Here is a 23,933-nt window from a genome sequence, read left to right on the forward strand (position 1 = left end):
GTCGACGCTATCGGCCGGCGTGCTCGGGGTCTACGGACACGGCGGTCCCGACGCCCGCGCCGTGCGAGCCGGCGCGTGGCACGTGCGGTACTTTCAGCACCGGCACGTCACTCCCCTCGAAGGACCGGTCATGAGCAGCCTCACGCCTCACCCGCACTACTCGGTCCATCCCCCGCGCTGGCTGTGGCGCGCGCTCGTCATGACCGCGACGGTCGTCGTGGCGACGATCTTCATCTGGCGCACCATGGGCCTGCTCACCGGGCTCATCACGAACCTGGTGATCGCGCTGTTCATCTCGTTGACGATCGAGCCGATGGTGCGGTGGCTCGTGCAGCACGGGTGGAAGCGGGGCGCCGCCACGGGCGCGGTGATGTTCACGTCGCTCCTGGCGGTCGCCGGCATGTTCGCGATGTTCGGGAAGCTGTTCGTCGACCAGGCGATGGACCTCGTACGGTCCGCCCCGGACATCTACGAGAGCCTGCGTGAGTTCGCGCTCGAGCGGTTCAAGACCGAGCTGCCCGAGGAGTCCGAGCTGGTCAACCAGATCGTGCAAGAGTGGGGCACCGACGTCACGTCACGGGTGCTCGACCTCGGCTCGAGCGTGCTGGGCTTTATCTTCTCCGCCGCGATGATCGGCCTGGTCCTGTACTACCTGACGGCGGCCGGCCCCCGGTTCCGGGCGTCGATCTGCGGATGGCTCGCGCCGAAGAACCAGGCGGTCGTGCTCGAGCTCTGGGAGGTCACCCAGACCAAGGTCTCCGACTTCATCAACTCCCGGGTGGTCCTCGCCGGCCTGTCCGCCGCGTCCACGTTCGTGTTCTTCACGATCATCCAGGTCCCGTACGCGCTGCCGCTCGCCCTGTTCACCGGCATCGTCTCCCAGTTCGTGCCGACCATCGGCACGTACATCGGTGGCGCCCTGCCGATCCTCCTGACGCTGTCGGAGAGCACCGTCAAGGCGATCGCCGTACTCGTGTTCATCGTGCTGTACCAGCAGGTGGAGAACTACTGGTTCTCGCCCAAGATCTCCGAGCGCGCCCTGGCCATGAACCCCGCCGTCGCGTTCATCGTGGTGATCGGCTTCGGAGCGGTGTTCGGTCCCCTGGGCGCCTTCCTGGGTCTGCCCGTGGCGGCCACCATCCAGGCGATCGCGACGACGTACCTGCGCCGGCACGAGCTGATCGACTCGGCACTCCTGCGCGACGACGAGATGCGCGGCGACGAGGCCAAGAAGACCGCCGTGCGCGCGGCTCGCGACGGCGACACGGGCGACGGCTCGCCTCAGGACTCGTAGAAGACGCGCTCGACCACCTGGCGGGCACGCCGGCACGAGCGCAGGTAGTCCTCCTCGAACTCGGTCGTGCGCTCCGTCGGGTAGCCGAGGATCCGGGCCACGCCGGCCAGGTCGATGCGCGAGGCCGGCAGCACGTCGCCCGCAGGGCCGCCCACGCGTCCGGTCCACAGCACGAGCGCGTTGCGGATCCCGGAGCAGAGCAACCACGCCTCGCGCAGGACCTGCGCGTCGTCGGCGGTCACCAGGTCTGCCGACGTCAGGGCGTCGAGCGCGCCGAGGGTCGACGTCGTGCGCAGCTCGGGTACCTCGTGGGCGTGCTGGAGCTGGAGCAGCTGGACGGTCCACTCGACGTCCGCCAGCCCGCCGCGACCCAGCTTGACGTGACGGGCGGGGTCCGTGGCGCGCGGCAGGCGTTCGCTCTCGACCCGCGCCTTGATGCGCCGGATTTCCCGGACGTCGCCCTGCGCCAGGCCCGCCGGGTAGCGCACCGGGTCGACGAGCGCCACGAACCGCCGCGCGAGGTCGTCGTCGCCCGCGACGGGACGCGCACGCAGCAGCGCCTGGCTCTCCCACACGGCGGCCCACCGCGCGTAGTACTCCGCGTAGGAGTCCAGCGAGCGCACGAGCGGCCCCGCGCGGCCCTCGGGGCGCAGGTCGGCGTCGACCTGCAGCGGAGGCTCGGCTCCGACGGCGCCCAGCGAGGCGCGCAGGCGGGTCGCGACCGCGAGCGCATAGCGCTGCGCGGCCTCGGCCTCCGCTCCTTCGGTGGGCTCGTGCACGAACATGACGTCGGCGTCGGAGCCGTAACCCGCCTCGCGGCCGCCCAGGCGTCCCATCGCCACGACGAGCATCCGCGCCGGGGCCTCGTCGAGCTCGAGCTCCGCGCGCACGGCGGCCTCCGAGATCGCCAGCGCGCCGTCCAGCGTCACGTCCGTGACGTCGGAGATGGCCTCGGCAGCGACCACCGGGTCCGCGATCTGCAGCAGCTCGGCCGACGCCGTGCGGGCGAGCTCGCGACGACGGATCGCCCGGACCGTGAGCACGGCAGCCTCGGCGTTCGTGGCGCGGGCCCGCACGGCCTCGACCTCGGCGGCCAGGCGCGCCGCCGGACGCGGCGCGAGGTCGGCGTCCTCGGCGAGCCAGCGGACGGCCTCGGGCGACCGGCGCAGGGCGTCCGTCACGAAGCGCGACGTCGCGAGCAGCAGTGCCAGACGGTAGGCGGCCGAACCCGAGTCGCGCAGCAGCTTGAGGTACCAGTGCGTGGTGCCCAGCTCTTCCGAGAGCGTGCGGAAGGCGAGCAGCCCGGCGTCGGGATCCGCCCCCTCGCCGAACCAGGCGATCATCACGGGCAGGAGCTGGCGCTGGATGGCAGCGCGGCGGCTCACGCCCTCGGTGAGCGAGGCCAGGTGCCGCTGGGCCCCGGCGGGGTCGCGGTAGCCGATCGCCGCGAGCCGCGCGCGCGCATCCCCAGGACGCAGCGCGGCCTCTCCCGGCGACAGCTGGGCGACCGCGGGCAGCAGCGGGCGGTAGAACAGCTGCTCGTGCATCGCGCGCACGTCGCGCCGCGTGGCCCGCCAGCGCTCGAGCAGCCCCTCGGCACCCTCGGTGCGCATCCCCACCGCCCGGGCCAGACGCCGCAGGTCGTCCTCCGCGACCGGCAGCAGGTGGGTGCGCCGCAGGTTGGCCAGCTGCAGGCGGTGCTCGAGCACGCGCAGGAACCGGTAGGCGGTCGCCATGCGCGCGGCGTCGTCGCGCGCGACGTACCCGCGGTCGGCGAGGGCCGCGAGCGCGGTGAGGGTGTGACCGCTGCGGATCTCGGGGTCGGTCCTGCCGTGCACGAGCTGGAGCAGCTGCACGGTGAACTCGACGTCGCGCAGCCCGCCGGTGCCGAGCTTGAGCTGACGGTCGGCCTCCGCTGCGGGCACGTTCTGCTCCACGCGTCGGCGCATCGCCTGGGAGTCCACCACGAAGTTCTCGCGGGACACCGCCTGCCACACGAGCGGGTGGATGACGTCGTGGTAGGCCTGCCCGACCGCGCGGTCCCCCGCCACGACCCGCGCCTTGAGGAGCGCCTGGAACTCCCACGTCTTGGCCCAGCGCTCGTAGTAGGCGAGGTGGCTCGCCACGGTGCGCACGATCGGACCGTCCTTGCCCTCGGGGCGCAGGGCGGCGTCGACCGGCCACAGTGGCGGCTCGGCCCCGGTGGCGCTGCAGGCGCGACCGATCCCGGCGGCGAGCCGCGCACCCACCTGGAGAGCCTCGGCCTCGTCGGTGCCCTCGCCGGGCTCGACGACGTAGATCACGTCGACGTCGCTGACGTAGTTGAGCTCGCGCCCGCCGCACTTGCCCATCCCCAGGACGGTGAGGCGGGCGCCGCGCCCCGCGTCGTCGACCTCCGCCCGGGCGATCGCGAGGGCGCCCTCGAGAGCCGCGGCCGCGAGGTCCGCGAGCGCCGCCCCCACGTCCTCGAGGAGCTCGAGCGCGTCGTCGGCGGTCAGGTCGGTCATCGCGATCCGCAGGAGCCGACGGCGGTACGCGCGCCGTAGGGCGTCCGTGGCACCGGCGGCGGTGGCGACGGGGACGGCGGCGTCCGGGTCTGCGCCCACGGCCTCGAGCAGCTCGGCGCGCACGCGGTCTGCGGGGACCCGCGTGCCGGGTGCTGGGTCGAGGACGACGTCGAGGAGCTCGGGCCGGCGCACCAGGTCGTCCCCCAGCGCCCGCGAGGCCCCCAGCACGGCCAGGAGCCTGCTCCGCGCGTCGTGCTCGGCACCCAGGATGCGGACGACGCTCCGAGCCGCCCCACCCTCGGCGGCGTCGGCGAGGCGGACCAGCGCGAGGAGCGCGAGGTCCGGGTCCGCGACCGCGCCCAGGGCGTCGACGAGGCTGTCCTTGTCGCCGTCCGCGAGGACGGGCCCCAGGGCGGCGTCGGCCAGCAGGTGCTCAGCGCGCGCGACGTCCAGGAATCCCGCACGCCGCAGGCGCGCGCCGGTGCTGACGGCGCGACCGGCGCCCGGGCCTGCTGGGAGGACCATCGCTTCGGGTCAGAGCACCGGCAGGAAGCGCTGGAGCTCGAACGGCGTGACCTGGGACCGGTAGGCGTCCCACTCCTGACGCTTGTTGCGGAGCACGAAGTTGAAGACGTGCTCGCCGAGGGTCTCGGCGACGAGCTCGGAGGACTCCATGAGCTCGATCGCGGCGTCGAGCGACTGGGGCAGCGGCTTGATGCCCATCGCCCGGCGCTCGGCGTCGGTCAGCTCCCAGACGTCGTCCTCGGAACCCTCGGGCAGCTCGTACCCTTCCTCGATGCCCTTGAGCCCCGCGCTGAGCATGAGCGCGAACGCGAGGTACGGGTTGGCCGCGGCGTCGAGCGCGCGGTACTCCACCCGGCTCGAGTTGCCCTTGCCCGGCTTGTACATGGGCACCCGGACCAGCGACGAGCGGTTGTTGTGACCCCAGCAGATGTAGCTGGGCGCCTCGGCGCCGCCCCACAGCCGCTTGTAGGAGTTGACGTACTGGTTGGTGACGGCGGTGATCTCCGCCGCGTGGTGCAGCAGGCCCGCGATGAACGAGCGCCCGGTCTTGGACAGGTCGAGCTCGGCGCCGGGCTCGTGGAACGCGTTGCGGTCACCCTCGAACAGCGACAAGTGGGTGTGCATGCCCGACCCCGGGTGCTCGGCCATCGGCTTCGGCATGAACGACGCGAACACGCCCTGCGAGAGCGCGACCTCCTTGATGACCGTGCGGAACGTCATGAGGTTGTCCGCGGTCGTCAGCGCGTCCGCGTAGCGCAGGTCGATCTCGTTCTGGCCCGGACCGGCCTCGTGGTGGGAGAACTCCACCGAGATGCCCATCGACTCGAGCATCTGGATCGCGGCGCGCCGGAAGTCGTGCGCGCTGCCGCGTGCGACGTGGTCGAAGTATCCGGCCTGGTCCACTGGCTCGAGCGGCTGCCCCGGCACCGGCGGCTTGAAGAGGTAGAACTCGACCTCGGGGTGCGTGTAGAACGTGAAGCCCTTGTCGGCGGCGCGCGCCAGCGCGCGCTTGAGCACGTAGCGGGAGTCGGCGAGCGAGTGGCTGCCGTCCGGATTGAGCAGGTCGCAGAACATCCGCGCGGTGCCGTTACGCTCGCCGCGCCACGGGAGGATCGCGAACGTCGACGGGTCGGGGCGCGCGATCATGTCGGCCTCGTAGACGCGCGTCAGCCCCTCGATCGAGCTGCCGTCGAAGCCGATGCCCTCGGCGAACGCCTGTTCGAGCTCGGCGGGTGCGATCGCGACCGACTTCAACATCCCCAGCACGTCGGTGAACCAGAGACGGATGAAGCGGATGTCCCGCTCCTCGACGGTGCGGAGCACGAACTCCTGCTGCTTGTCCATGCTGCCTATCCTGCCCGATGCATGTGTCGGACATGTGTCACGTCCACGGGTGTCGCCCCTGCGACGCCGATAGGCTGGCTCGCGCCACCACGCACCACCTGCGAGAAGGAGCCGACATGACCACGTCCACCCCTGGCGCTGCACCGAGCACCGGGAGCACTGCGGCCCCGCAGGGCGGCGACACACCACGGCGCGTGCGGGTCCACCACCTCGCCGAGGCCAAGCGCAACGGCGCCAAGATCACGATGCTGACCGCCTACGACGCGATGACCGCCCGCGTCTTCGACGCCGCAGGTATCGACATGCTGCTGGTCGGCGACTCGATCGGCGACAACATGCACGGGCACGAGAACACGATCCCCGTGACGGTCGACGACATGCTCCCTGCCGTACGGGCGGTCTCGCGCGCGGTGCGGCGCTCGTTCGTCGTCGCCGACCTGCCCTTCGGGTCCTACGAGGGGTCGGCGCCCCAGGCCCACGCCACCGCGGTGCGCATGATGAAGGAGGGCGGCGCCCACGCCGTGAAGATCGAGGGTGGACGCCGGGTGGCCGCGCAGGTCGAGCTGCTCACCTCTTCCGGCATCCCCGTGGTCGGGCACCTGGGCTTCACGCCGCAGTCGGAGTTCATGCTGGGCGGCAAGCGCATCCAGGGCCGCGGCGACGGCGCGGACGCCCTCAAGGAGGACGCCCTGGCGCTCCAGGAGGCCGGCGCGGTCGCCGTCGTGCTGGAGATGGTCCCTGCGCCGGTCGCCGCAGCCGTCACGGAGATCCTCGCCATCCCCACGATCGGCATCGGCGCCGGCCCGGACTGCGACGGCCAGGTGCTGGTGTGGCTGGACATGGCCGGCATGGGCGACTGGTCGCCGCGGTTCGCCAAGCGCTTCGCGGAGCTCGGCCGGGCGCTGCAGGACGCAGCGGCCGAGTACGCCGAGGAGGTCCGCTCAGGCACCTTCCCGGCGCCCGAGCACTCGTACGCCGAGTAGCGCCGGTCAGCACACCGCTTGGCCGAGGAGCGTGGGGACCGTCAGGTGTCCTCGCGCTCCTTCCGCTCGTCCTCCTCGTCCCACGCCTCGCTGCGTCGGGCGGCGAGGTCGAGGGCGTTCGCCGCCTCCTCGCGCGTGGCGTACGGACCCATGCGGTTGGCCCAGGAGCTGGTCTTGCCCTCCTCGACCTCGTGGGTGGCGATGTTGAAGTAGAACTCCGGTGCGTCAGTCATCCCGCCAGTGTCCATCGCGGCCGGGCGTCCCGCATCGGAGCAGCCCAGCGCCGTAGACTGACCGCCATGCCGACGACGACGCGCCGCACCCGGGACCCGCTCGCGCCGGGCCACGTCGGCCCGGAGCGCGCCGTGCCCGCCTCGATCGCGCGTCCGCCGTACGTGGGTCGCCCCGCACCCGAGCCCTTCACGGGCTCCGAGGTGAAGACGCCGGAGACCATCGAGCGCATCCGTGTCGCCGCGCGCATCGCCGCCCAGGCGCTCGCCGAGGTCGGTCGCGCAGTCAGGCCCGGGACGACGACGGACGAGCTCGACCGGATCGGCCACGAGTTCCTGCTCGATCATGGCGCGTACCCCTCGACGCTCGGGTACCGGGGCTTCCCCAAGTCCCTGTGCACGTCGCTCAACGAGTGCATCTGTCACGGCATCCCCGACTCGACCGAGCTGGTCGACGGCGACATCGTGAACGTCGACATCACGGCGTACATCGGCGGGGTGCACGGGGACAACAACGCGACCTTCGGCGTCGGCGAGATCGCCCAGGAGGACGCTGACCTGATCGCGCGCACCGAGGAGGCCTTGATGCGAGGCATCAAGGTCGTGGCGCCGGGCCGTGAGGTCAACGTCGTCGGCCGCGTGATCGAGAAGTACGCCGCCCGGTACGGCTACGGAGTGGTGCGCGACTTCACCGGGCACGGCGTCGGTGAGGCTTTCCACTCCGGGCTGATCATCCCGCACTACGACTCCGCCCCGGAGTACGCCACCGTGATCGAGCCGGGCATGGTGTTCACCATCGAGCCGATGCTCACCCTCGGTACCCACGAGTGGCGCATGTGGGCCGACAACTGGACGGTCGTCACCGCCGACGGCTCGCGTACGGCACAGTTCGAGCACACGATCCTTGTCACCGAGACCGGAACGGAGATCCTGACGCTGCCATGAGTCAGTCGACCACGCCCCAGATCGCCTTCGGGATCGACATCGGAGGGTCCGGCATCAAGGGCGCTCCCGTGGATCTCGCCACCGGTGAGTTCACCGCTGAGCGCAAACGCGTCCCCACGCCCGGGGTCTCCACGCCTGCCGCGGTGACCGCGGTGATCCGCGAGCTCGTCGAGGGCTTCGACCTGCCAGAGGGCACGCCGGTGGGCGTCGCGTTCCCGGGTCCGATCCACCACGGGCGCATCACGTTCATCGCCAACCTCGACGAGTCGTGGACCGGCGTGGACCTCGACCAGATGCTCGCCACCGAGCTCGAGCGCAGCATCCGCGCGGTCAACGACGCGGACGCCGCCGGCTACGGCGAGGCCCTCTACGGCGCGGCGCGCGACACGCGGGGCACGATCCTCGTCACCACGCTCGGCACGGGGATCGGCAGCGCACTGATCGTCGACGGCACCCTCGTGCCGAACACCGAGCTCGGTCACCTCGAGATCGACGGCTTCGACGCCGAGTCGCGCGCCGCGGACAGCGCGCGCACGCGCGAGGACCTGTCCTTCAGCCAGTGGGCCGAGCGCCTGCAGCGCTACTACCAGACGGTCGAGATGCTCTTCTCCCCCGACCTGATCGTGGTGGGCGGAGGGGTCAGCAAGCACCACGAGCAGTTCTTGCCGCTGCTCGAGCTGCGCACCCCGATCGTGCCGGCCGTCCTGCGCAACCGCGCAGGCATCGTCGGCGCTGCGGCGCTCGCAGCAGGACGCGCCCTCTAGCGCGACGCGGGCGGCGTGGCCTTCGTCAGCCGGCCAGGGCGGGCTCGCCGTCCTTGCAGCCGCCAGGGGCGCTCGGTGCCTGTGCATTGAGCCCGAAGAACTCTGCGAGCCCCAGCAGCTCCAGCACGCTGGTGACGCGCTCCGGGGCGTCCGGGAGCGACACCGCGAGCCCCTCGGCCGAGCCGATGTTGTAGAACTGCACGAGGAACGCGATCCCCGTGGAGTCGATGAAGCTGACGTCTCGCGTGTCGATGACGACGGGGAGGTTGCGCTGGAGCGCGCTCGCCATGGCGGCGCTGGCTTCGTCACGCAGTGCCACGTCGATCTCGCCCCAGAGGCGGACCACGGTGGCGCGGGGCTCTTCTTCGAGCTCGATCCCGCCTGTCTTGCTGTTGCTCAAGTCTCGTCCTGATCGTCGTTCGGCCCACCATCGTCGCACACGGACATGGGGGAAACACAAGAACTTCTTTGCCTGTGGCACGGTCCGTCTTGCCGCGCGGGCCACTGCGGTGCCGCTGAGGTCGCAGACGCTGCGCACGCCGTGATGAGAGTACGTCCACCCCGTGGGCTGCGCGCGCCAGGCGATGGTGGCGCCCGTCCCATCCTGCGTCTACCCAGGTCAGGGGTTGGCGTATCGATTCGAACTGGGATAGGAAGTTCCCAGCGGCAGTGAGCCTCGGCCCGCGCAACGTGTCCCCCGCACGCGTGGGTCGCCCTGCCGCCAGCAGGGGTCAAGTTGCACTCGTGGTGGCAGCCCCAGGCAGCGGTGTCCCGCTCTCCCCCCGGGAGCGGGGCGCCGTCCTGGCCGCGGACCCGCAGATGGTCAGCGGTTCCCTGCGTCCTCGCGGCCCACCTCGGCTCGCTCACCCTCCGGCGTCCCGGCCGACTCGAGCTCGCGGTGCCAGTGCTCGTGCGCGGACGTGAGCGCGAGCGGGACCAGGGCGAAGCAGCGTCGGCACGGCTTGGCGGTGGCATTCGCCATAGGAAGCTCCTCGGGGTTGTCCCGGGAACGTATCCCGCGATACCCCGGACACGCGCTCGCGCACGGGGTGATTGTGGGGTGAGGAGCGCGGGCAGCGCGCTCGACCGTGCGACCGGTCGCGGAGCGAACCTGACAGGAGTAGAACGACAAGTGCACGGCAATGGCTGATGGCGCTCGTCCCCCACGAGCACAACGGGCCGCTGGCGTGAGCAGGGGGCTGCTGGGCAGCCAGAGACGACCTTGCGACGACGCCCCACCTTCCCCCGGAGGTGGGGCGTCGTGCCGCGTTCCTGGCGCCGCTGCGCACCGGGCCTTGACGCCGCACCTTCGCTCCGGTCCACTTGCCCGCATGGACGCCAACAGCGTGGACGAGCGGGACGTCGAGTTCGAGAGCCAGCCCGACGGCTACCGTGTGCTGCTCGTACGGCCGGGTCGGGTGGTGAGCGCGTTCAACCTCGACAACTGCACGGCAGGCGAGGCTCTCGCATGGGCCGTCGAGCACCAGGGCGACGGCGCCTTCGCACTGGCCGCGCGGTACCGCGACCGCCCGGACGGCGGCGTCGGGCTCATGTGGCTCACCCCGCCACCGGAGGAGCTCATGGACCCTCCGGCTCCCGCTGCCCAGGGTCTCGGCAGCACCGCAGTGGCGAGGGGATGGAGCGGATGAGTCAGTCTGTACGCCGGGTTCTGTCTCCGCGCGCGGTTGCCCACGCGCGGGTGACGGCCATCCATCTAGGGCACGCGTTGCCACGTGCCTCGAGCGACCTACCCGGATGCTCGGGCGAGCAGCCCTCGAGCGCATCCTGTCTGGTCTTGCTCCAGGTGGGGTTTACCTAGCCGCGCCGGTCACCCGGCACGCTGGTGGTCTCTTACACCACCGTTTCACCCTTACCCCGCCGGCCCCGGCCGAGGCCTGGTCCAGCGTGGCGGTCTGTTTTCTGTGGCACTGTCCCGCGGGTCACCCCGGGTGGGCGTTACCCACCACCTTGCTCTACGGAGCCCGGACGTTCCTCGGTGCACCGGGGTGCAACGCGACCGTCCGACTGACTCATCCGCGCCGCCATCGTACCGCCCGGCGTAGGGTGTGCCGGTGCTGATCCTGCTGCCCCCATCCGAGGGCAAGACGCCGCCCGCCCCGGGCACCGCCGTCGACCTCGACCGCCTGTCGTTCCCGTCGCTCGCACCCGCCCGCCGCAAGGTCCGCGACGCGCTCGTCGAGACCAGCGGCCGGGACGACGCGCTCACCCTGCTCAAGGTGAGCACGGGCCTCGCCCCGGAGGTGGCGCGCAACCTGGCGCTCGCAGGGGCGGACGCTGCGCCCGCGGCGCAGGTCTACACGGGCGTCCTCTACGCCGCAGCCGACCTCGCGGGCGCCGCCGCCGGCGCGCCCGGCACGCCCGCACGCGACCGGCTGCCCTCCGTCCTGACGATCTCCGCGCTCTGGGGGGCCGTCACCCCGCTCGACGTGATCCCCGCCTACCGGCTCTCCATGAGCGTCGACCTCCCGGGCATCGGCCCGCTCGGGGCGTTCTGGCGCGAGCTGCTCGACGACGTCCTGGCGCCACAAGCGTCGGGCGACGTCGTCGTGGACTGCCGGTCGTCGAGCTACGTCTCCGCGTGGCGCCCAGGGTCGAGCGCCGACTGGGTCATGGTGAAGGTGCTGCGCGAGCTCGACGGGAAGCGCAGCGTCGTCTCGCACAACGCCAAGCACACCCGCGGTGTGCTCACGGGCCATCTGCTGCGCCGGGCCGGTGAGCCACCGCGCACCCGCCACGAGCTCCTCGACGCCGCGCAGGAGCTGGTGGGTTCCGCGCTGCGCGAGGCCACCCTGCACGAGGCCGCGCGGGGCGCGCACACGCTCGAGCTCGTCGTCTGAGGCTCGCCGTGCGGTCGCCCGCAGCCTGAGCGGACGCGGACCGTCAGCGGGGTAGGAGGCTCGTCGCGACGACCTCGCTCGGCCCCCCAGGCCAGCGCCGCAGGACGGTCAGCGACCCGGGCGCTATGCGCACACGGTTCCAGGCGTGCACGGGCGCGTCGAGCGCAAGCCCGACGGCGGCGCGGATGACGATCGTGTGCGTCACCAGGACGACCGTGGCGTCCGGCACGGCCCATCGCCCGAGCACCGGCGCGACCCGCGCCCCGACGTCCGCGACTGACTCGCCGCCCGGCGCGGGGCGGTCCCCCGCGTACCAGCCGCGCAGGCCCCCAGGGTCGTGCGCGTCGATCTCGACCGCGGTGAGCCCGTCCCAGGAGCCGAAGCCCGCCTCGACCAGGTCGGTGTCGGTGCGCACGTGCGCGCCCAGGCGCCGCCCGATCGCCTCGGCGGTCTGCTGCGTGCGCGCGAGCGGGGAAGCCACGACCGTGCCCGCGCGCGGGAGGTCGGGCAGGAAGTCACGTCCGAGGCGCGCGACGGCGTCGGCAGCGCGTGCGGCCTCGATGTGCCCGGCCGTCGTGAGACCGGGCCCGGGGTCCGCGGCACCCGAGTAGGCGCCGGCGTCCGTCATCGCGGTGCGGCCGTGCCGGACGAGCACGAGCGTCGCCGCGGGGCCGTCGGGCCGCCAGCCGGCGGACGTCGCCGGCGCAGTCTCCTCCCCCGCGCCGGGCGGGGTCGCCGAACCTGCCACCGGGCGGCTCAGAACGCGTCGTCGCCGCGGACGAGGATGCGGCTCGAGTCCTCGCAGATCACGATCTCGTCCTCGGGGAGCGTCTTGATGCGCGCCAGGTCGGTCGGGCTGATCGGCATACCGCTGCCCTCGGACCGCCCGTGCCGCAGCGCCGCGACGCCCACGCCGCCGAGGCGGGCGCGCAGCTTCTCGTACATGGTCACCAGGCCGGCGTCGAGGCCCTCGGCGGTCTGCGCGCGCTCCGAACGGACCTCGGCCGCCTGGGCGTCGAGCTCGGCGAACGCGGCGTCGCGCTCGGCCTCGGCCGCCTCCTTGGCGGCGACGAGCTCGCCGTGCGCCTTCTCGACCTCCGCGAGCGCGGTCTCGTGCGCCTCGAGGCGCTCCATGACGTCGAGCTCGATCTCCTCGAGGTCGCCCTGGCGGCGGGCGAGGGACGCGAGCTCGCTGACGAGCGCCTGGGCGTCCTTGGCGCCGACCGCGCCGGAGTCGAGGCGGGACTGGTCGCGCGTGGCGCGGCTGCGGACCTGCTCGACGTCGGACTCTGCCTTGGTGAGCTCGCGGCGCAGGTCGCTCACCGCGGTGCGCGAGGCCACGAGGGACGTGTAGAGGTCGGAGATCTGCCCGTCGAGCTCGGTCAGGCGCGCCAGGGTGGGGTGCGTCCGGCGCTTGTGCGCGATCTGGTCGAGCCGGGTGTCGAGGGCCTGGACGTCGAGGAGACGGCGCTGGTCGGCGGCGGGGGCCTTGGGCACGGCAGATACCTACTTTCGGGTCATGACGCGGCGCGGGACCTCACGCCGTGGGTCCCACGGTAGTGCCCCGGAGCGCGCGTCAGGTGCGCGGGTCGAACCGCGCCGTCCAGGGGTCGGTGCTCAGGTGGCTCACAAAGGTCTCGAGGGTCTCCTGGCGCGCGGTCGCGTCGTCGGCCAGCGTCCGGGCCGCTACGGGCAGCCAGGGCCACTCGCTCGCGAAGTGGGCCGTGTCGATGACGGCGGGCCGAGCGGGAGCGCCCGCGGCGGCCCGGTGCTCGGCCGCCTCCCGGAGCTCCGACGCAGGGTGGTGCTTGACGTCGGACGTCACGAACACGTCGACCCTCTGGGCCACTCCTGCGTCGAACATCGACGAGCCCGAACCCCCGACGACCGCGACCCGCTGGACCGGCGCGTCCAGGTCGCCGCTCACGCGGATCCCCGTCGCGGTGGCAGGCAGGACGTCGGCGACGCGCTGCGCGAAGTCCCGCAGCGTCGTCGGCTCCGCGAGGCGCCCCACGCGCCCGTGCCCGGTCGACCCGGGGCGGGTGGCGAGCTCGAGGACGTCGAACGCGGGCTCCTCGTACGGGTGGGCCGCGACCATCGCGCGCACGACGGCGGCGCGGATCGCTCGCGGGGCGACGACCTCCACGCGGGTCTCGTCGACCTCCTCGCGGCGGCCGCTGGCGCCGATCGTCGGGTTCGCGCCCGCGCCCGGCACAAAGGTGCCCGTACCCGTCGTGGTCCACGCGCACCGCTCGTACTCCCCCAGCGTTCCGGCACCGGCGTCGGCCATGGCGTCGAGCACCGCCCGGGCGTCAGGTGTCGGGACGAACACGACGTGCTTGTCGAGCGCCTGCCCGGCGCCCGGCAGCAGCGGCTCGGCGTCCACGAGCCCGACGACGTCCGCGAGCGCCTGCGCGACTCCCCCGAGGGCGGCGTCGGCGTTCGTGTGCGCGACGTACAGGGCGCAGCCGCCGCGGATCAGCCGGTGCACGAGCGCACCCCGAGGGTCGGTGACCGGCACGCCGTGCACGGCGTCGAGGAGCAAGGGGTGGTGGGTGACGAGGAGGTCGGCGCCGCGCGCGAGCGCCTCGTCGACGACGGCCGCAACCGGATCCACGGCGAAGTGCACGCGGTTGACGTTGGCCTCGGGGTCCCCGACCACGAGCCCGACGGCGTCCCACGACTCGGCCGTGTGCTGCGGGTACCGGGCGTCCAGGAGCTCGACGACCTGGGCGAGGGTGAGGCTCATCGGACGTCCCCGGTCGGCGCCGGCTCGAGGGTCCCCGGACGTCCGGTGAAGGTGTCCATCGAGGAGTACACGCCGAAGAGCTTGTCGGCGACGACGTCCCAGGCGCGGACGGGGAGCACGCCCTTGAGCCCGCGCGCGAGTCCGACCGTCCACGGGGTGCTGCGCACGGGCCGCCCCGCGAGCATGGCGCGCCAGGCGCGGTCAGTGGCAACCTCCGGGGAGAGGACGGGCGTGAGCAGCGGACCGCGGGCACCGGCGAACATCCCGGTCGAGATGTAGCTCGGGCAGAACGTCGTGACCTTGACCGCGCCGCCGGCCGCCCGGTCGAGCTCGAGGCGCAGGGAGTCGCTCCAGCCGATCATTGCCCACTTGGAGGCGGCGTAGACGCTCATGCGCGGGTTCGCGAGCGTCCCTGCCGCCGAGGCGATGTTCAGGATCCGCCGCGGTGCGCCGTCCGCGAGCATCGCTGGCAGGAGCGCCCGCGTGAGGACCATGGGGCCGACGGCGTTCACCTGCATCGTGAGCTGGATGTCGCGCTCGACGTCGTGCTCCCAGAACAGGGCGCCGCGCACGATCCCCGCGTTGTTGATCAGCACGTTCGGGGCGCCGTGGGCCTCGAGCAGCGCAGCTGCCGCCGCCTGGACGCCGTCGTTGTCCGCCACGTCGAGCGTGGTCGCCTCGACACGGTCGACCCCGTGCACGGCGCCGAGCTCGGCGACCGTGCGCTCGAGCGCGGCGGCGTCACGGTCCCAGCAGTGCACGAGCGACGCGTCCTCGCGCAGCGCCCGTTCGGCGTAGATGCGGCCCATGCCGATCGCCGCACCCGTGATCAGCACGCGCGCACCGCGGACCTCGAACCCCTCGTGGTTGCTCATGGCCGCATCCTGCCAGCACCGGATGCCGACCTGCGAGGTCGGGACTTCAATGGGGCCATGACAGCGACGACCATGTGCCGGTCTACGAGGGCGCGCGCGCTCACGGTGGCGTTCACGGTGGCCCTCACCGGGTGCTCGGGCGGCTTCCCCGCGGACCCCGACGGCACGCTCGAGCAGGTGCGGGGCGGCGAGCTCCGCGTGGGCGTCTCGCCGGCACCCCCGTGGACGGTGCTGCCGCCGCCCGACACCCCCGACGCCGAGCCGTCCGGCTCCGAGGTCGATCTCGTCACGGCGTTCGCCGAACACCTGGGCGCCGACGTCACCTGGGTCGTGGGTGGCGAGGAGGACCTGATCGGCCAGCTCGAGCGGTCGGAGCTGGACCTCGTCGTCGGCGGCCTGACCGCGCAGTCGCCCTGGCAGGGCAAGGCCGCCCTGACCTACCCCTACGGCACGACGACGGGCCCGGAGGGGAAGCCTGAGAAGCGGGTCATGGCTGCACCACTCGGGGAGAACGCGTTCCTCGTCGAGCTCGAGAGGTTCCTGCTGGCACGGAAGGACGACCGATGACGAGGACCAAGCTGCGGTTCGGGCATACCGAGCTGCCCGACGAGCAGGAGCGCGCCCTGCGCCGGGCCGTCCGGCTTGCCTGGTGGTCGATCGGCTTCCTCGTGACCGCCGTGACGCTCGTCTACCTGGTGATGGGCTCGTCGCAGGCGATGAAGGCCGCGTGGGTCGAGGACCTGCTGTCGTTCATCCCCCCGATCTCGTTCCTCGTCGCGGTGCGGCTCGCCCACCGCCGACCGAGCGAGCGCCACCCGTACGGGCACCACCGCTCCGTCGGCATCGGTCACCTGGTCGCCGGGACGGCGCTGTTCGCGATGGGCGCCTTCATGGTGTTCGATTCCGCCTCGGGCCTGCTCAAGGCCGAGCACCCGCCGATCGGGCTCATGGAGGTGGCCGGGCAGCCGGTTTGGGCGGGGTGGGTGATGATCGCGGCGATGGTCTACACGGGTGTGCCGCCCGTGCTGCTCGGCCGCGCGAAGCTCCCGCTCGCCGCCACGCTGCACGACCGGGTGCTCTACGCCGACGCCAAGATGAACAAGGCGGACTGGATGACCGCGCTCGGCAGCATCGTGGGGATCGCCGGCATCGGGCTCGGGCTGTGGTGGGCCGACGCCGCCGCGGCACTGTTCATCTCCGCGTCGATCCTGCACGACGGCGTGAGCAACCTGCGCGTGGCCACGAGCGCGCTCATGGACGCCCAGGCCACCACGGTCGAGGGAGACGAGGTCGATCCGGTCGTCACCCGGATGGACGCGCTTCTGCAGGGGCTTCCGTGGGTTGCCGAGGCGCGGTCACGCGCCCGGGATGAGGGCCACGTGCTGCACGTGGAGTCGTTCGTGGTCCCGGTCGACCAGCACGCCCCGTCGCTGGCCGCGCTCCGGGAGGCGCGCGAGGCCGCGATCGAACTCGACTGGCGGATCCAGGACATGATCGTCGTCCCGGCTGAGGAGCTCCCCGAGGAGTTCCTGCCCGGCCTCGCGGCCGAGCGCGAGCAGTAGTTCCGGGCGCCGCGGGAGCGACGGCTCAGGCGCGCTGGGCGGCCTCGTCGGGCGCGGAGACCTCGCGCGCCAGGCCCTCCGTGGCCTGGGCGAGCTCGACGACGGCGTCCGCGAGCTGGCGGGTGTCGGGGTCGTCGCTCTTCGCGGCGACGTCGCTCGCCAGGACCTCGGCGTTGGCCAGGGCGACAGTCACGTCAGGGTTCACGGTCGAGGACCTCACTCGTCAAGGGCTGGCCCCACTGGGCCGGCGCGTCCGGACAGTAGCGTAGTTCCTCGGGAAACCTGCTCGTGCTGCCCGCCGCGGCCTGCCGCGGCGAGGTCCGGCGTCATCCGCCCGCCTGCAGGTCCTGCACCAGGCGGGGCGTGCGCCACCGCACCACGTCGCGCGGCCACCGGTGCCACGGGTAAGCGAGGCGGACGACGAAGTAGTTCACGTACTCAGCCGCCCCGAAGAGCCAGACCGCGCCGACGAGCACGGCGGAGCCGCCGGTCGGGCGGGCGAGGACGATGCCGACGAGGCCGACAGCCAGCAGCACGGGGTCGAGGACGCGCGCCCATCGGTACCCCCGGGCGGCCCGGGCGGGCATCGCGGCGCGACCCACCCAGCGGCGGGCCAGCAGCCAGTAGACGCCCGCCTGCAGCAGGACGGCGAGCAACGGGCCGAGCGCGCACCACAACGCGAGCGTCGCGGGAGGGGCGAGGGGGATCGGCTGCGCGACAGCCACCGCCGCGAACACCCCCGCGGCGCAGAGCTCCCCGAGGCCGAGGCTGGTGTACCTGCGGCGCATCTCGTGCGTGCGGTCTGCCACCGACGTGGTTCCTCCGCAGACGCTGATCGAGTGGGCCCGGAGGGACTCGAACCCCCGACATCCACGGTGTAAACGTGGCGCTCTAACCAGCTGAGCTACAGGCCCTGGTGCGCCGCACAGCCTACCGGCCGTCGGCGCGACGTCTCACAGTCTGGCGAGCGCCTCGTGGTAGCCCGCGAGGTCGCGGCGCTGCCCGGGCTGGTTCACGACGCTCCAGCGCAGGACGCCCTCGGCGTCGACGAGGAAGCTGCCTCGCACCGCACGCCCGCGCTCGGGCTCGAACACCGCGTAGCGCTGCGCGACCTCGCCGTGCGGCCAGAAGTCCGACAGCAGGGCGAACTCGGACGACTCCTGCTCGGCCCACGCCTTGAGGGCCGGCACAGGGTCGCACGAGACGGCGAGGAGCGTGACGCCAGCAGCGGCGAAGTCGGCGATGTTGTCCCGCAGCTCGCACAGCTCGCCGGTGCAGATGCCCGAGAACGCGAAGGGGAAGAACACGACCATGACCGGGTCCCCGCGCAGCCCGGCTAGCGAGACCGGCGTCCCGTGGGTGTCGGGCAGCGTGAAGTCGGGGGCGACGTCCCCCAGCTGGAGGGCGACCTGCGGGGGCAGGCTCACTTGCCGCGGCCCCGGGTGCCGAGCTTCGTCGCGGACCAGTCCGGTGCGACGGGGAACGTGCTCGTGGCGTGCAGCCCGGCGGTCGTCGACGCCTCCTGGATGTCGTTGTGGCCCACGTGGCCCTCGCGCCCCGGCTTCGGCGTCAGGACCCAGATGGGCCCGCCCTCGTCGAGCACCGTCTGCACGTCGACCAGCGTGTCGGTGAGGTCACCCTCGCCGTCGCGGAACCAGACGATCACGCCGTCGGTGACGTCGTCGAAGTCCTCGTCGACGAGCTCGGTGCCGGTGAGATCCTCGATCGCGGTCCGCAGGTCGTAGTCGACGTCGTCGTCGAAGCCGAACTCCTGGATCACATGTCCCGGCTCGAATCCCAGCTTCTCCGCTCCCTGGGTGCGCTCCGCATCCCTGGGGTCCGTGCTCGTCGCCACGTCTTTGCCCGTACCTTCCCGATCGACTCGTCGTACCGAGGCGCGAGAGCGCCTCAACGCAAAGGTAGTGCACGGGTGCACGCCGCGCCCATACGCACTGTCAGCGACGTCACGCCGCCGGGTGGTGGACTCGGGGTGACTTTGGGCCCACATTGCTAGGACAATAGGAAGATCGACCCAGGACCTGGCGCTATCGCGCGCGGGATCAGGGGACGCCGGAGAGCACCGGGGCGACACGCCCGCAGGCGCTCGTGACGAGACAAAGAGGTTGCTGGTGGCTTCGCACGACGAGACCCGACCACTCATCAATGGCCTGTTGAGCCAGGTCCCCGACTTCGACCCCGCCGAGACCGGCGAGTGGGTCGAGGCGCTGGACGACCTGATCGACGAGCGGGGAGGGCCCCGGGCGCGGTACATCCTGCTCAACCTCCTCAAGCGGGCCCGGGAGCGCAGCGTCGCCATCCCGTCCTCGCTGACGACGCCGTACGTCAACACGATCGGCGTGCACGAGGAGCCGTACTTCCCCGGCGACGAGGTCATGGAGCGGCGCTACCGCAGCTGGATCCGTTGGAACGCCGCCGTCATGGTGACGCGCGCCCAGCGTCCCGAGATCGCTGTCGGCGGCCACATCTCGTCCTACGCGTCCGTGGCGACGCTGTACGAGGTCGGCCTCAACCACTTCTTCCGCGGCAAGGACCACCCGGGCGGCGGCGACCAGATCTACTTCCAGGGCCACGCCTCCCCCGGCGTCTACGCCCGTGCGCTGCTCGAGGGCCGCCTGACCGAGCACCAGCTCGACGGCTTCCGCCAGGAGCTGTCCCACGCCGGCGGCGGCCTGCCGTCCTACCCGCACCCGCGCCTGCTGCCCGACATGTGGGAGTTCCCCACCGTCTCGATGGGCCTCGGCCCGGCGTCGGCGATCTACCAGGCGTGGACCAACCGCTACCTGCACGAGCGCGGCATCAAGGACACGTCCCAGCAGAGCGTGTGGGCGTTCCTGGGCGACGGCGAGATGGACGAGCCCGAGAGCCGCGGCATGCTCCAGCACGCCGCGCAGCAGCAGCTCGACAACCTGACCTTCGTGGTCAACTGCAACCTCCAGCGGCTCGACGGCCCGGTGCGCGGCAACGGCAAGATCATCCAGGAGCTCGAGGCACAGTTCCGCGGCGCCGGCTGGAACGTCATCAAGGTCATCTGGGGCCGCGAGTGGGACGTCCTGCTCAACGCCGACAAGGACCGCGCGCTCGTCAACCTGATGAACAACACGCTGGACGGCGACTACCAGACGTTCAAGGCGAACGACGGCGCCTACGTGCGTGAGCACTTCTTCGGCCGCGACCCCCGCACCAAGGCGCTCGTCGAGAACATGACCGACGACGAGATCTGGGCGCTCAAGCGCGGCGGTCACGACTACCGCAAGCTCTACGCGGCGTACGCGGCGGCCCAGGCCCACACCGGCCAGCCGACCGTGATCCTCGCGCACACCATCAAGGGCTACGGGCTCGGCTCCGGCTTCGCCGGCCGTAACTCCACGCACCAGATGAAGAAGCTCAAGAACGCGGACCTCAAGAACCTGCGCGACTCCCTGCACATCCCGATCACGGACGAGCAGATCGACGCGGACCCGTACCTGCCGCCGTACTACAACCCCGGCACCGAGGATCCCACGATCCAGTACATGCTCGAGCGCCGGCGCGCGCTCGGCGGCTTCGTGCCCGAGCGCCGCACCACGTACACGCCGCTGCAGCTGCCGGGCGACAAGACGTACGAGCTGCTCGCCAAGGGCTCCGGCACGCAGGAGGTCGCCACCACCATGGCGCTCGTGCGGCTGTTCAAGGACCTCGTCAAGGACAAGGAGATCGGCAAGCGCATCGTGCCGATCATCCCGGACGAGGCGCGCACGTTCGGCCTGGACTCGATCTTCCCGAGCGCGAAGATCTTCAACACCCTGGGCCAGAACTACCGGTCCGTGGACTCCGAGCTCATGCTCAGCTACAAGGAGTCCGAGGCCGGGCAGATCATGCACACCGGCATCAACGAGGCAGGCTCGGCGGCCGCGTTCCAGGCCGTCGGCACGTCGTACGCCACGCACGGCGAGCCGCTGATCCCGTTCTACTTCTACTACTCGATGTTCGGGTTCCAGCGCACGGGCGACCAGTTCTGGGCAGCGGGCGACCAGCTGACCCGTGGGTTCCTGATCGGCGCGACGGCCGGGCGCACCACCCTCACGGGTGAGGGCCTGCAGCACGCCGACGGCCACTCGCCGATCCTCGCCGGCACCATGTCGCACGTCGTGCACTACGACCCGGCGTTCGGCTACGAGATCCGGCACATCGTGCGCGACGGCCTCGCCCGCATGTACGGCGAGGACGGGCGCGACCCGGACGTCATCTACTACCTCACCGTCTACAACGAGCCCATGCTCCAGCCGGCCGAGCCGGAGGACGTCGACGTCGAGGGCATCCTCAAGGGCCTGCACAAGGTCCACGCCGCGACCGGCGAGGGCCCGCGCGCGCAGATCCTCGCGTCGGGTGTCGGCGTGCTCTGGGCTCTCGAGGCGTCGGAGATCCTGGCGCACGACTGGGGCGTCCAGGCCGACGTGTGGTCGGTGACGAGCTGGAACGAGCTGCGCCGCGACGGCCTGCGTGCCGACGAGCACAACTTCCTGCACCCGGGCGAGGAGCGTCGCGAGGCGTACCTCACGACCAAGCTGCGTGACGCTGGCGGCCCGTTCGTGGCCACGAGCGACTACGACAAGCTGGTCGCGGACCAGGTGCGCCGCTGGGTTCCGGGCGACTACGCGGTGCTCGGTGCGGACGGGTTCGGCTTCTCCGACACCCGCCCCGCGGCGCGTCGGCACTTCAAGATCGACGGCCCGTCGACCGCCGTCCGCGTCCTGGCCTCCCTGGCCGAGCGCGGCGAGATCGCGGCGGACGCACCCGCCCAGGCGATCGAGCGGTACCGTCTGTACGACGTGAACGCCGGCACGTCGGGAAGCGCCGGCGGCGACTCCTGATCTGAGGGTATGGCGAAGGCCCGGAACCGAGAGGTTCCGGGCCTTCGTCATGCGCCGGTCCGTCATGGACATCGGCGGGAGGGGGTCAGGGGTGCACGGACCCCGGCGACGCGTCCTCGGCCGCCTTCACGTGCGGTTCCAGCTCCGTGCGGATGGCAGCGACGGCGCTGGCGTCCGGGTGCAGGCCCAGGGAGTCCAGGTGGTGCCGCGCCTCGAACGGCCGTCCAGCCTCGATCGCCGCGAGCACGAGCTGACGGCCGACCTCGGGGTTGTGCTCGCGCGCACGCCAGTGCCCGAGGCCGAGCCCGAGCGCGTCCACGGGCATCTCGGCCTCGCGCAGGACCCCGACGGCCTCCGAGAGCGCGATCCCCGAGGTGTCACGCTCGGCGGCCGTGGCCAGGCGGCGCACCGCGCCCTCCTTGTCGTCGTCCAGCGAGAGCCGGGCGAGCTCGACCAGGGGGTACCAGGCACGCGGGTGACCGGCCAGCTCCTCGGCGAGGGCCCACACCGCGAGGTCACCGCGACGCTTGCGGTCGGCCTCGTAGGTCTCGTCCGGGTGCGGCGCCGTGAGCGGGTCCTCGGTCTCTCCCGTCTCTGCGGCACGGCGGCGGACGATCTCCACGAGCGCCTGGAACGCCTTGATGTTGTTGGGATCGTCGTTGAGCATCGCGCGCAGCGCGTCCTCGTGCGGAGCGTCCCCGCGTCGTGGACCTGCCGTCGGGCGGCGGACGCCCACGGTCGAGGCAGAGACGGGTCGCTTGATGAGCTGGCGGAGCTTGGGCAGAAGAGCCATGGGAAGACCCTAGCCGGATCTTTGCGATCCCACAGGTCGACGGGACACCGTCTCAAGCCTGCGCGGTGCCGACGCGACGCTCACCGGCGGCGCAGACCGCCCGCTGCGCCCCCACCCCCTGCGGTTGCCGCTATGTCCGCTTCGTGCCACCTTGTCCTCACCCGCTCCCGCGAGCGGAACCGCGAGGACCGCGCCACGCGACAGGCGGGCACGGTCGCAGAGACGAGAGGTGATCGCGATGCGCCGTCGGCCAACCGTGGTGGGAGCCTGCACGGTCCTCGTCCTGGCAGGGTGCGCCCAGGGCACGAACCCACCCGCACCGTCCGCTCCGAGCGGCGCCGACAACCCGTTCTCGGCCACCACCGAACTCACGGGCACCCTCGACGTCATGGGGTTCGGCGCCGGCGACGAGATCGCGACCGTGCGCATGGAGCGCACCAAGGAAGCGCTCGGCGACGTGCAGGTCAACCTCGTCGAGGGCGACCTCGACATCCAGCAGTTCCTCTCGGCCGTCGCGGCCGGGGACCCGCCGGAGCTCATCTACGCGAACCGCGACCAGATCGGCACCTTCGCCTCTCGCGGAGCGATCATCCCCCTGACCCAGTGCATCGAGGGCGAGGGCATCGCCGTCGACGACTTCGTGCCCGCGGCCGTGGACCAGGTGACGTTCGCCGGCGAGCTCTACGGGATCCCCGAGTTCAACTCGATCCAGGTCACCATGGCCAACGCCGACCTCCTCGCCGACGCCGGGCTGGAGATCGCCGACGTCAACGGCTCCGACCGCGCGGCTCTCGACGAGGCGACCCAGGCGCTGCACCAACGCGACGGCGGAGACCTCTCAGTGATCGGCTACGACCCCAAACTCCCCGAGTTCCTCCCGCTGTGGGCGCACGCTGGCGGAGCCGACCTCATCTCCGCCGACGGGCGGACCGCGCAGCTCGACGACCCCGCCGTCGTGGCGGCGCTCGAGTGGGCGGTCGGCCTGTACGACGCCCAGGGCGGCTTCCCGGTCGTGAAGGCGGTCCGCGACTCGGCCGACTTCTTCGGCAGCGGAAACCAGTTCGCCAGCAGCACCCTCGGTGCGATGCCGATGGAGCAGTGGTACGTCAACGTTCTCAACGACGTCTCTCCCGACGCGCCCATGGCGTTCGACGCCGTCCGGGCGGCCGACGGCGAGCCCGTTGCCTTCGCGAGCGGGTCCGCGTGGGCGATCCCCGCGGGTTCGGACAACCCCGCGGCGGCGTGCCGCTGGGCGCGCGTCATGACGGAGGTAGACAGCTGGGTCGCCGCCGCCGAGGAGCGCAAGGGCCTGCGCACCGAGGAGGGCAAGACGTTCACCGGCGTGCTGACGGGCAACGCCGTCGCGGACGAGGCGGTACGAGCCCTCGTCGAGCCGAGCGGGTCGGAGGTCTGGGACAGCGCCGTCGAGGCCATGTACGCCGCGAACGACGCTGCGTTCTCGCTCCCGGCCAACCCGGCCGACGCGGAGTTCGAGTCCGCCTGGCAGGACGCCGTCAACGCGGTCCTCAACGGCCAGGCGGAGCCGGCCGAGGCGCTTGCGGGCGCGCAGGAGGTCGCCCAAGAGACGCTCGACGACGCGTGGGCGGCGTGGGACGCGGACGCGGAGAGCTGA

24 protein-coding genes, 1 tRNA gene and 1 other RNA gene are annotated in these 23,933 nt (G+C 72.1%); 10 read left to right on the forward strand and 16 right to left on the reverse strand.

The window, feature by feature from the left end:
- Nucleotides 1-130: 130 nt before the first annotated feature.
- Nucleotides 131-1,294: an AI-2E family transporter gene (locus BMZ30_RS07375; RefSeq protein WP_093377403.1), complete on the forward strand. Its 1,164-nt coding sequence runs from the start codon at nt 131-133 to the stop codon at nt 1,292-1,294.
- On the opposite strand, the gene BMZ30_RS07380 is transcribed toward BMZ30_RS07375, so the two are convergent.
- Nucleotides 1,282-4,326 carry a bifunctional [glutamine synthetase] adenylyltransferase/[glutamine synthetase]-adenylyl-L-tyrosine phosphorylase gene (locus tag BMZ30_RS07380; RefSeq protein ID WP_093376723.1) on the reverse strand — a complete coding sequence of 1,015 codons (3,045 nt, stop codon included), beginning with the start codon at nt 4,324-4,326 and terminating at the stop codon, nt 1,282-1,284. The two genes, BMZ30_RS07375 and BMZ30_RS07380, sit on opposite strands and share 13 nt — an antisense overlap.
- A 9-nt stretch (nt 4,327-4,335) precedes the next feature.
- The gene (locus BMZ30_RS07385) at nt 4,336-5,670 is read right to left on the reverse strand and encodes a glutamine synthetase family protein (RefSeq protein WP_093376726.1); all 1,335 of its coding nucleotides are present in this window, start codon (nt 5,668-5,670) and stop codon (nt 4,336-4,338) included.
- Nucleotides 5,671-5,786: 116 nt separating this feature from the next.
- Between BMZ30_RS07385 and panB the strand changes: the two genes are divergently transcribed.
- The gene (gene panB, locus BMZ30_RS07390; RefSeq protein WP_093376730.1) at nt 5,787-6,653 is read left to right on the forward strand and encodes a 3-methyl-2-oxobutanoate hydroxymethyltransferase; all 867 of its coding nucleotides are present in this window, start codon (nt 5,787-5,789) and stop codon (nt 6,651-6,653) included.
- Nucleotides 6,654-6,694: 41 nt separating this feature from the next.
- Here the strand turns inward: panB and BMZ30_RS07395 are convergent, their stop codons facing one another.
- Nucleotides 6,695-6,886 (reverse strand): hypothetical protein, encoded by a 192-nt coding sequence (locus BMZ30_RS07395; protein WP_093376731.1) that lies wholly within the window; start codon nt 6,884-6,886, stop codon nt 6,695-6,697.
- 66 nt (nt 6,887-6,952) lie between these two features.
- Here BMZ30_RS07395 and map point away from each other — a divergent pair, with 66 nt between their 5' ends.
- Together map and ppgK are read left to right on the forward strand one after the other, a co-directional pair.
- Nucleotides 6,953-7,828 (forward strand): type I methionyl aminopeptidase, encoded by an 876-nt coding sequence (gene map / locus BMZ30_RS07400; RefSeq protein WP_093376735.1) that lies wholly within the window; start codon nt 6,953-6,955, stop codon nt 7,826-7,828.
- On the forward strand, nt 7,825-8,592 hold the full coding sequence (gene ppgK / locus BMZ30_RS07405) for a polyphosphate--glucose phosphotransferase (protein WP_093376737.1): 768 nt from the start codon (nt 7,825-7,827) through the stop codon (nt 8,590-8,592). The genes map and ppgK overlap by 4 nt, the downstream gene beginning before the upstream one ends.
- Nucleotides 8,593-8,617: 25 nt before the next feature.
- On the opposite strand, the gene BMZ30_RS07410 is transcribed toward ppgK, so the two are convergent.
- Nucleotides 8,618-8,992 carry an STAS domain-containing protein gene (locus tag BMZ30_RS07410; protein WP_093376740.1) on the reverse strand — a complete coding sequence of 125 codons (375 nt, stop codon included), beginning with the start codon at nt 8,990-8,992 and terminating at the stop codon, nt 8,618-8,620.
- Between the two features lie 423 nt (nt 8,993-9,415).
- The gene (locus BMZ30_RS13700) at nt 9,416-9,574 is read right to left on the reverse strand and encodes a hypothetical protein (RefSeq protein ID WP_177191304.1); all 159 of its coding nucleotides are present in this window, start codon (nt 9,572-9,574) and stop codon (nt 9,416-9,418) included.
- 349 nt (nt 9,575-9,923) lie between these two features.
- Between BMZ30_RS13700 and BMZ30_RS07415 the strand changes: the two genes are divergently transcribed.
- The gene (locus tag BMZ30_RS07415; RefSeq protein WP_093376742.1) at nt 9,924-10,241 is read left to right on the forward strand and encodes a hypothetical protein; all 318 of its coding nucleotides are present in this window, start codon (nt 9,924-9,926) and stop codon (nt 10,239-10,241) included.
- On the opposite strand, the gene rnpB is transcribed toward BMZ30_RS07415, so the two are convergent.
- Nucleotides 10,235-10,625, reverse strand: an RNA gene (rnpB, locus tag BMZ30_RS07420) — RNase P RNA component class A. The genes BMZ30_RS07415 and rnpB overlap by 7 nt on opposite strands.
- A 39-nt stretch (nt 10,626-10,664) precedes the next feature.
- On the opposite strand from rnpB, the gene BMZ30_RS07425 reads away from it, so the two are divergent.
- The gene (locus BMZ30_RS07425; RefSeq protein WP_093376745.1) at nt 10,665-11,450 is read left to right on the forward strand and encodes a YaaA family protein; all 786 of its coding nucleotides are present in this window, start codon (nt 10,665-10,667) and stop codon (nt 11,448-11,450) included.
- Nucleotides 11,451-11,493: 43 nt separating this feature from the next.
- On the opposite strand, the gene BMZ30_RS07430 is transcribed toward BMZ30_RS07425, so the two are convergent.
- The 4 genes from BMZ30_RS07430 to BMZ30_RS07445 all read right to left on the reverse strand — a co-directional run bounded on the left by BMZ30_RS07430 (nt 11,494) and on the right by BMZ30_RS07445 (nt 15,074).
- Complete coding sequence (locus tag BMZ30_RS07430; RefSeq protein WP_229828520.1) at nt 11,494-12,198, reverse strand: histidine phosphatase family protein; 705 nt, start codon at nt 12,196-12,198, stop codon at nt 11,494-11,496.
- A gap of 8 nt (nt 12,199-12,206) precedes the next feature.
- The gene (locus BMZ30_RS07435) at nt 12,207-12,947 is read right to left on the reverse strand and encodes a zinc ribbon domain-containing protein (protein WP_093376748.1); all 741 of its coding nucleotides are present in this window, start codon (nt 12,945-12,947) and stop codon (nt 12,207-12,209) included.
- Nucleotides 12,948-13,026: 79 nt separating this feature from the next.
- The gene (locus BMZ30_RS07440; RefSeq protein ID WP_093376751.1) at nt 13,027-14,199 is read right to left on the reverse strand and encodes a Nif3-like dinuclear metal center hexameric protein; all 1,173 of its coding nucleotides are present in this window, start codon (nt 14,197-14,199) and stop codon (nt 13,027-13,029) included.
- On the reverse strand, nt 14,196-15,074 hold the full coding sequence (locus tag BMZ30_RS07445) for an SDR family NAD(P)-dependent oxidoreductase (protein ID WP_093376754.1): 879 nt from the start codon (nt 15,072-15,074) through the stop codon (nt 14,196-14,198). The genes BMZ30_RS07440 and BMZ30_RS07445 overlap by 4 nt, the downstream gene beginning before the upstream one ends.
- Nucleotides 15,075-15,131: 57 nt before the next feature.
- Here BMZ30_RS07445 and BMZ30_RS07450 point away from each other — a divergent pair, with 57 nt between their 5' ends.
- Both BMZ30_RS07450 and BMZ30_RS07455 read left to right on the forward strand, forming a co-directional pair.
- Entirely contained in the window at nt 15,132-15,641 is a 510-nt protein-coding gene (locus tag BMZ30_RS07450) for a transporter substrate-binding domain-containing protein (RefSeq protein WP_229828519.1), read from the forward strand.
- Nucleotides 15,638-16,636, forward strand: a complete 999-nt coding sequence (locus BMZ30_RS07455) for a cation efflux transmembrane domain-containing protein (protein ID WP_093376757.1) — start codon at nt 15,638-15,640, stop codon at nt 16,634-16,636. Before BMZ30_RS07450 ends, BMZ30_RS07455 begins: the two co-directional genes overlap by 4 nt.
- A gap of 25 nt (nt 16,637-16,661) precedes the next feature.
- On the opposite strand, the gene BMZ30_RS07460 is transcribed toward BMZ30_RS07455, so the two are convergent.
- From BMZ30_RS07460 to BMZ30_RS07480, 5 genes are all read right to left on the reverse strand, one after another.
- Nucleotides 16,662-16,841 carry a hypothetical protein gene (locus BMZ30_RS07460; protein WP_093376760.1) on the reverse strand — a complete coding sequence of 60 codons (180 nt, stop codon included), beginning with the start codon at nt 16,839-16,841 and terminating at the stop codon, nt 16,662-16,664.
- Nucleotides 16,842-16,962: 121 nt separating this feature from the next.
- Complete coding sequence (locus BMZ30_RS07465) at nt 16,963-17,445, reverse strand: hypothetical protein (RefSeq protein WP_093376762.1); 483 nt, start codon at nt 17,443-17,445, stop codon at nt 16,963-16,965.
- Nucleotides 17,446-17,476: 31 nt separating this feature from the next.
- A tRNA-Val gene (locus tag BMZ30_RS07470) sits at nt 17,477-17,550 on the reverse strand.
- A 39-nt stretch (nt 17,551-17,589) separates the two neighbouring features.
- Entirely contained in the window at nt 17,590-18,063 is a 474-nt protein-coding gene (locus BMZ30_RS07475; protein ID WP_229828518.1) for a peroxiredoxin, read from the reverse strand.
- A complete protein-coding gene (locus BMZ30_RS07480; RefSeq protein WP_229828517.1) occupies nt 18,060-18,491 on the reverse strand; it encodes a DUF3052 domain-containing protein in 432 nt (143 codons plus the stop codon). The genes BMZ30_RS07475 and BMZ30_RS07480 overlap by 4 nt, the downstream gene beginning before the upstream one ends.
- A 274-nt stretch (nt 18,492-18,765) precedes the next feature.
- Between BMZ30_RS07480 and aceE the strand changes: the two genes are divergently transcribed.
- Nucleotides 18,766-21,507 carry a pyruvate dehydrogenase (acetyl-transferring), homodimeric type gene (gene aceE, locus BMZ30_RS07485; protein ID WP_093376768.1) on the forward strand — a complete coding sequence of 914 codons (2,742 nt, stop codon included), beginning with the start codon at nt 18,766-18,768 and terminating at the stop codon, nt 21,505-21,507.
- An 85-nt stretch (nt 21,508-21,592) separates the two neighbouring features.
- Here aceE and BMZ30_RS07490 read toward each other — a convergent pair whose 3' ends face one another.
- A complete protein-coding gene (locus tag BMZ30_RS07490; RefSeq protein ID WP_093376771.1) occupies nt 21,593-22,300 on the reverse strand; it encodes a hypothetical protein in 708 nt (235 codons plus the stop codon).
- Nucleotides 22,301-22,538: 238 nt separating this feature from the next.
- Here BMZ30_RS07490 and BMZ30_RS07495 point away from each other — a divergent pair, with 238 nt between their 5' ends.
- Nucleotides 22,539-23,933 carry an ABC transporter substrate-binding protein gene (locus BMZ30_RS07495; protein ID WP_093377413.1) on the forward strand — a complete coding sequence of 465 codons (1,395 nt, stop codon included), beginning with the start codon at nt 22,539-22,541 and terminating at the stop codon, nt 23,931-23,933.

The sequence above is a fragment of the Flavimobilis marinus genome (assembly GCF_900113055.1).
GTDB lineage: Bacteria > Actinomycetota > Actinomycetes > Actinomycetales > Cellulomonadaceae > Flavimobilis > Flavimobilis marinus.

Excerpts from the sequence above, each read along its gene's own strand:
- BMZ30_RS07375 (WP_093377403.1), top strand. The coding sequence starts at position 131 with ATGAGCAGCCTCACGCCTCACCCGCACTACTCGGTCCATCCCCCGCGC.
- BMZ30_RS07380 (WP_093376723.1), bottom strand. The coding sequence starts at position 4,326 with ATGGTCCTCCCAGCAGGCCCGGGCGCCGGTCGCGCCGTCAGCACCGGC.
- BMZ30_RS07385 (WP_093376726.1), bottom strand. The coding sequence starts at position 5,670 with ATGGACAAGCAGCAGGAGTTCGTGCTCCGCACCGTCGAGGAGCGGGAC.
- panB (WP_093376730.1), top strand. The coding sequence starts at position 5,787 with ATGACCACGTCCACCCCTGGCGCTGCACCGAGCACCGGGAGCACTGCG.
- BMZ30_RS07395 (WP_093376731.1), bottom strand. The coding sequence starts at position 6,886 with ATGACTGACGCACCGGAGTTCTACTTCAACATCGCCACCCACGAGGTC.
- map (WP_093376735.1), top strand. The coding sequence starts at position 6,953 with ATGCCGACGACGACGCGCCGCACCCGGGACCCGCTCGCGCCGGGCCAC.
- ppgK (WP_093376737.1), top strand. The coding sequence starts at position 7,825 with ATGAGTCAGTCGACCACGCCCCAGATCGCCTTCGGGATCGACATCGGA.
- BMZ30_RS13700 (WP_177191304.1), bottom strand. The coding sequence starts at position 9,574 with ATGGCGAATGCCACCGCCAAGCCGTGCCGACGCTGCTTCGCCCTGGTC.
- BMZ30_RS07415 (WP_093376742.1), top strand. The coding sequence starts at position 9,924 with ATGGACGCCAACAGCGTGGACGAGCGGGACGTCGAGTTCGAGAGCCAG.
- BMZ30_RS07440 (WP_093376751.1), bottom strand. The coding sequence starts at position 14,199 with ATGAGCCTCACCCTCGCCCAGGTCGTCGAGCTCCTGGACGCCCGGTAC.
- BMZ30_RS07445 (WP_093376754.1), bottom strand. The coding sequence starts at position 15,074 with ATGAGCAACCACGAGGGGTTCGAGGTCCGCGGTGCGCGCGTGCTGATC.
- BMZ30_RS07450 (WP_229828519.1), top strand. The coding sequence starts at position 15,132 with ATGACAGCGACGACCATGTGCCGGTCTACGAGGGCGCGCGCGCTCACG.
- BMZ30_RS07455 (WP_093376757.1), top strand. The coding sequence starts at position 15,638 with ATGACGAGGACCAAGCTGCGGTTCGGGCATACCGAGCTGCCCGACGAG.
- BMZ30_RS07490 (WP_093376771.1), bottom strand. The coding sequence starts at position 22,300 with ATGGCTCTTCTGCCCAAGCTCCGCCAGCTCATCAAGCGACCCGTCTCT.
- BMZ30_RS07495 (WP_093377413.1), top strand. The coding sequence starts at position 22,539 with ATGCGCCGTCGGCCAACCGTGGTGGGAGCCTGCACGGTCCTCGTCCTG.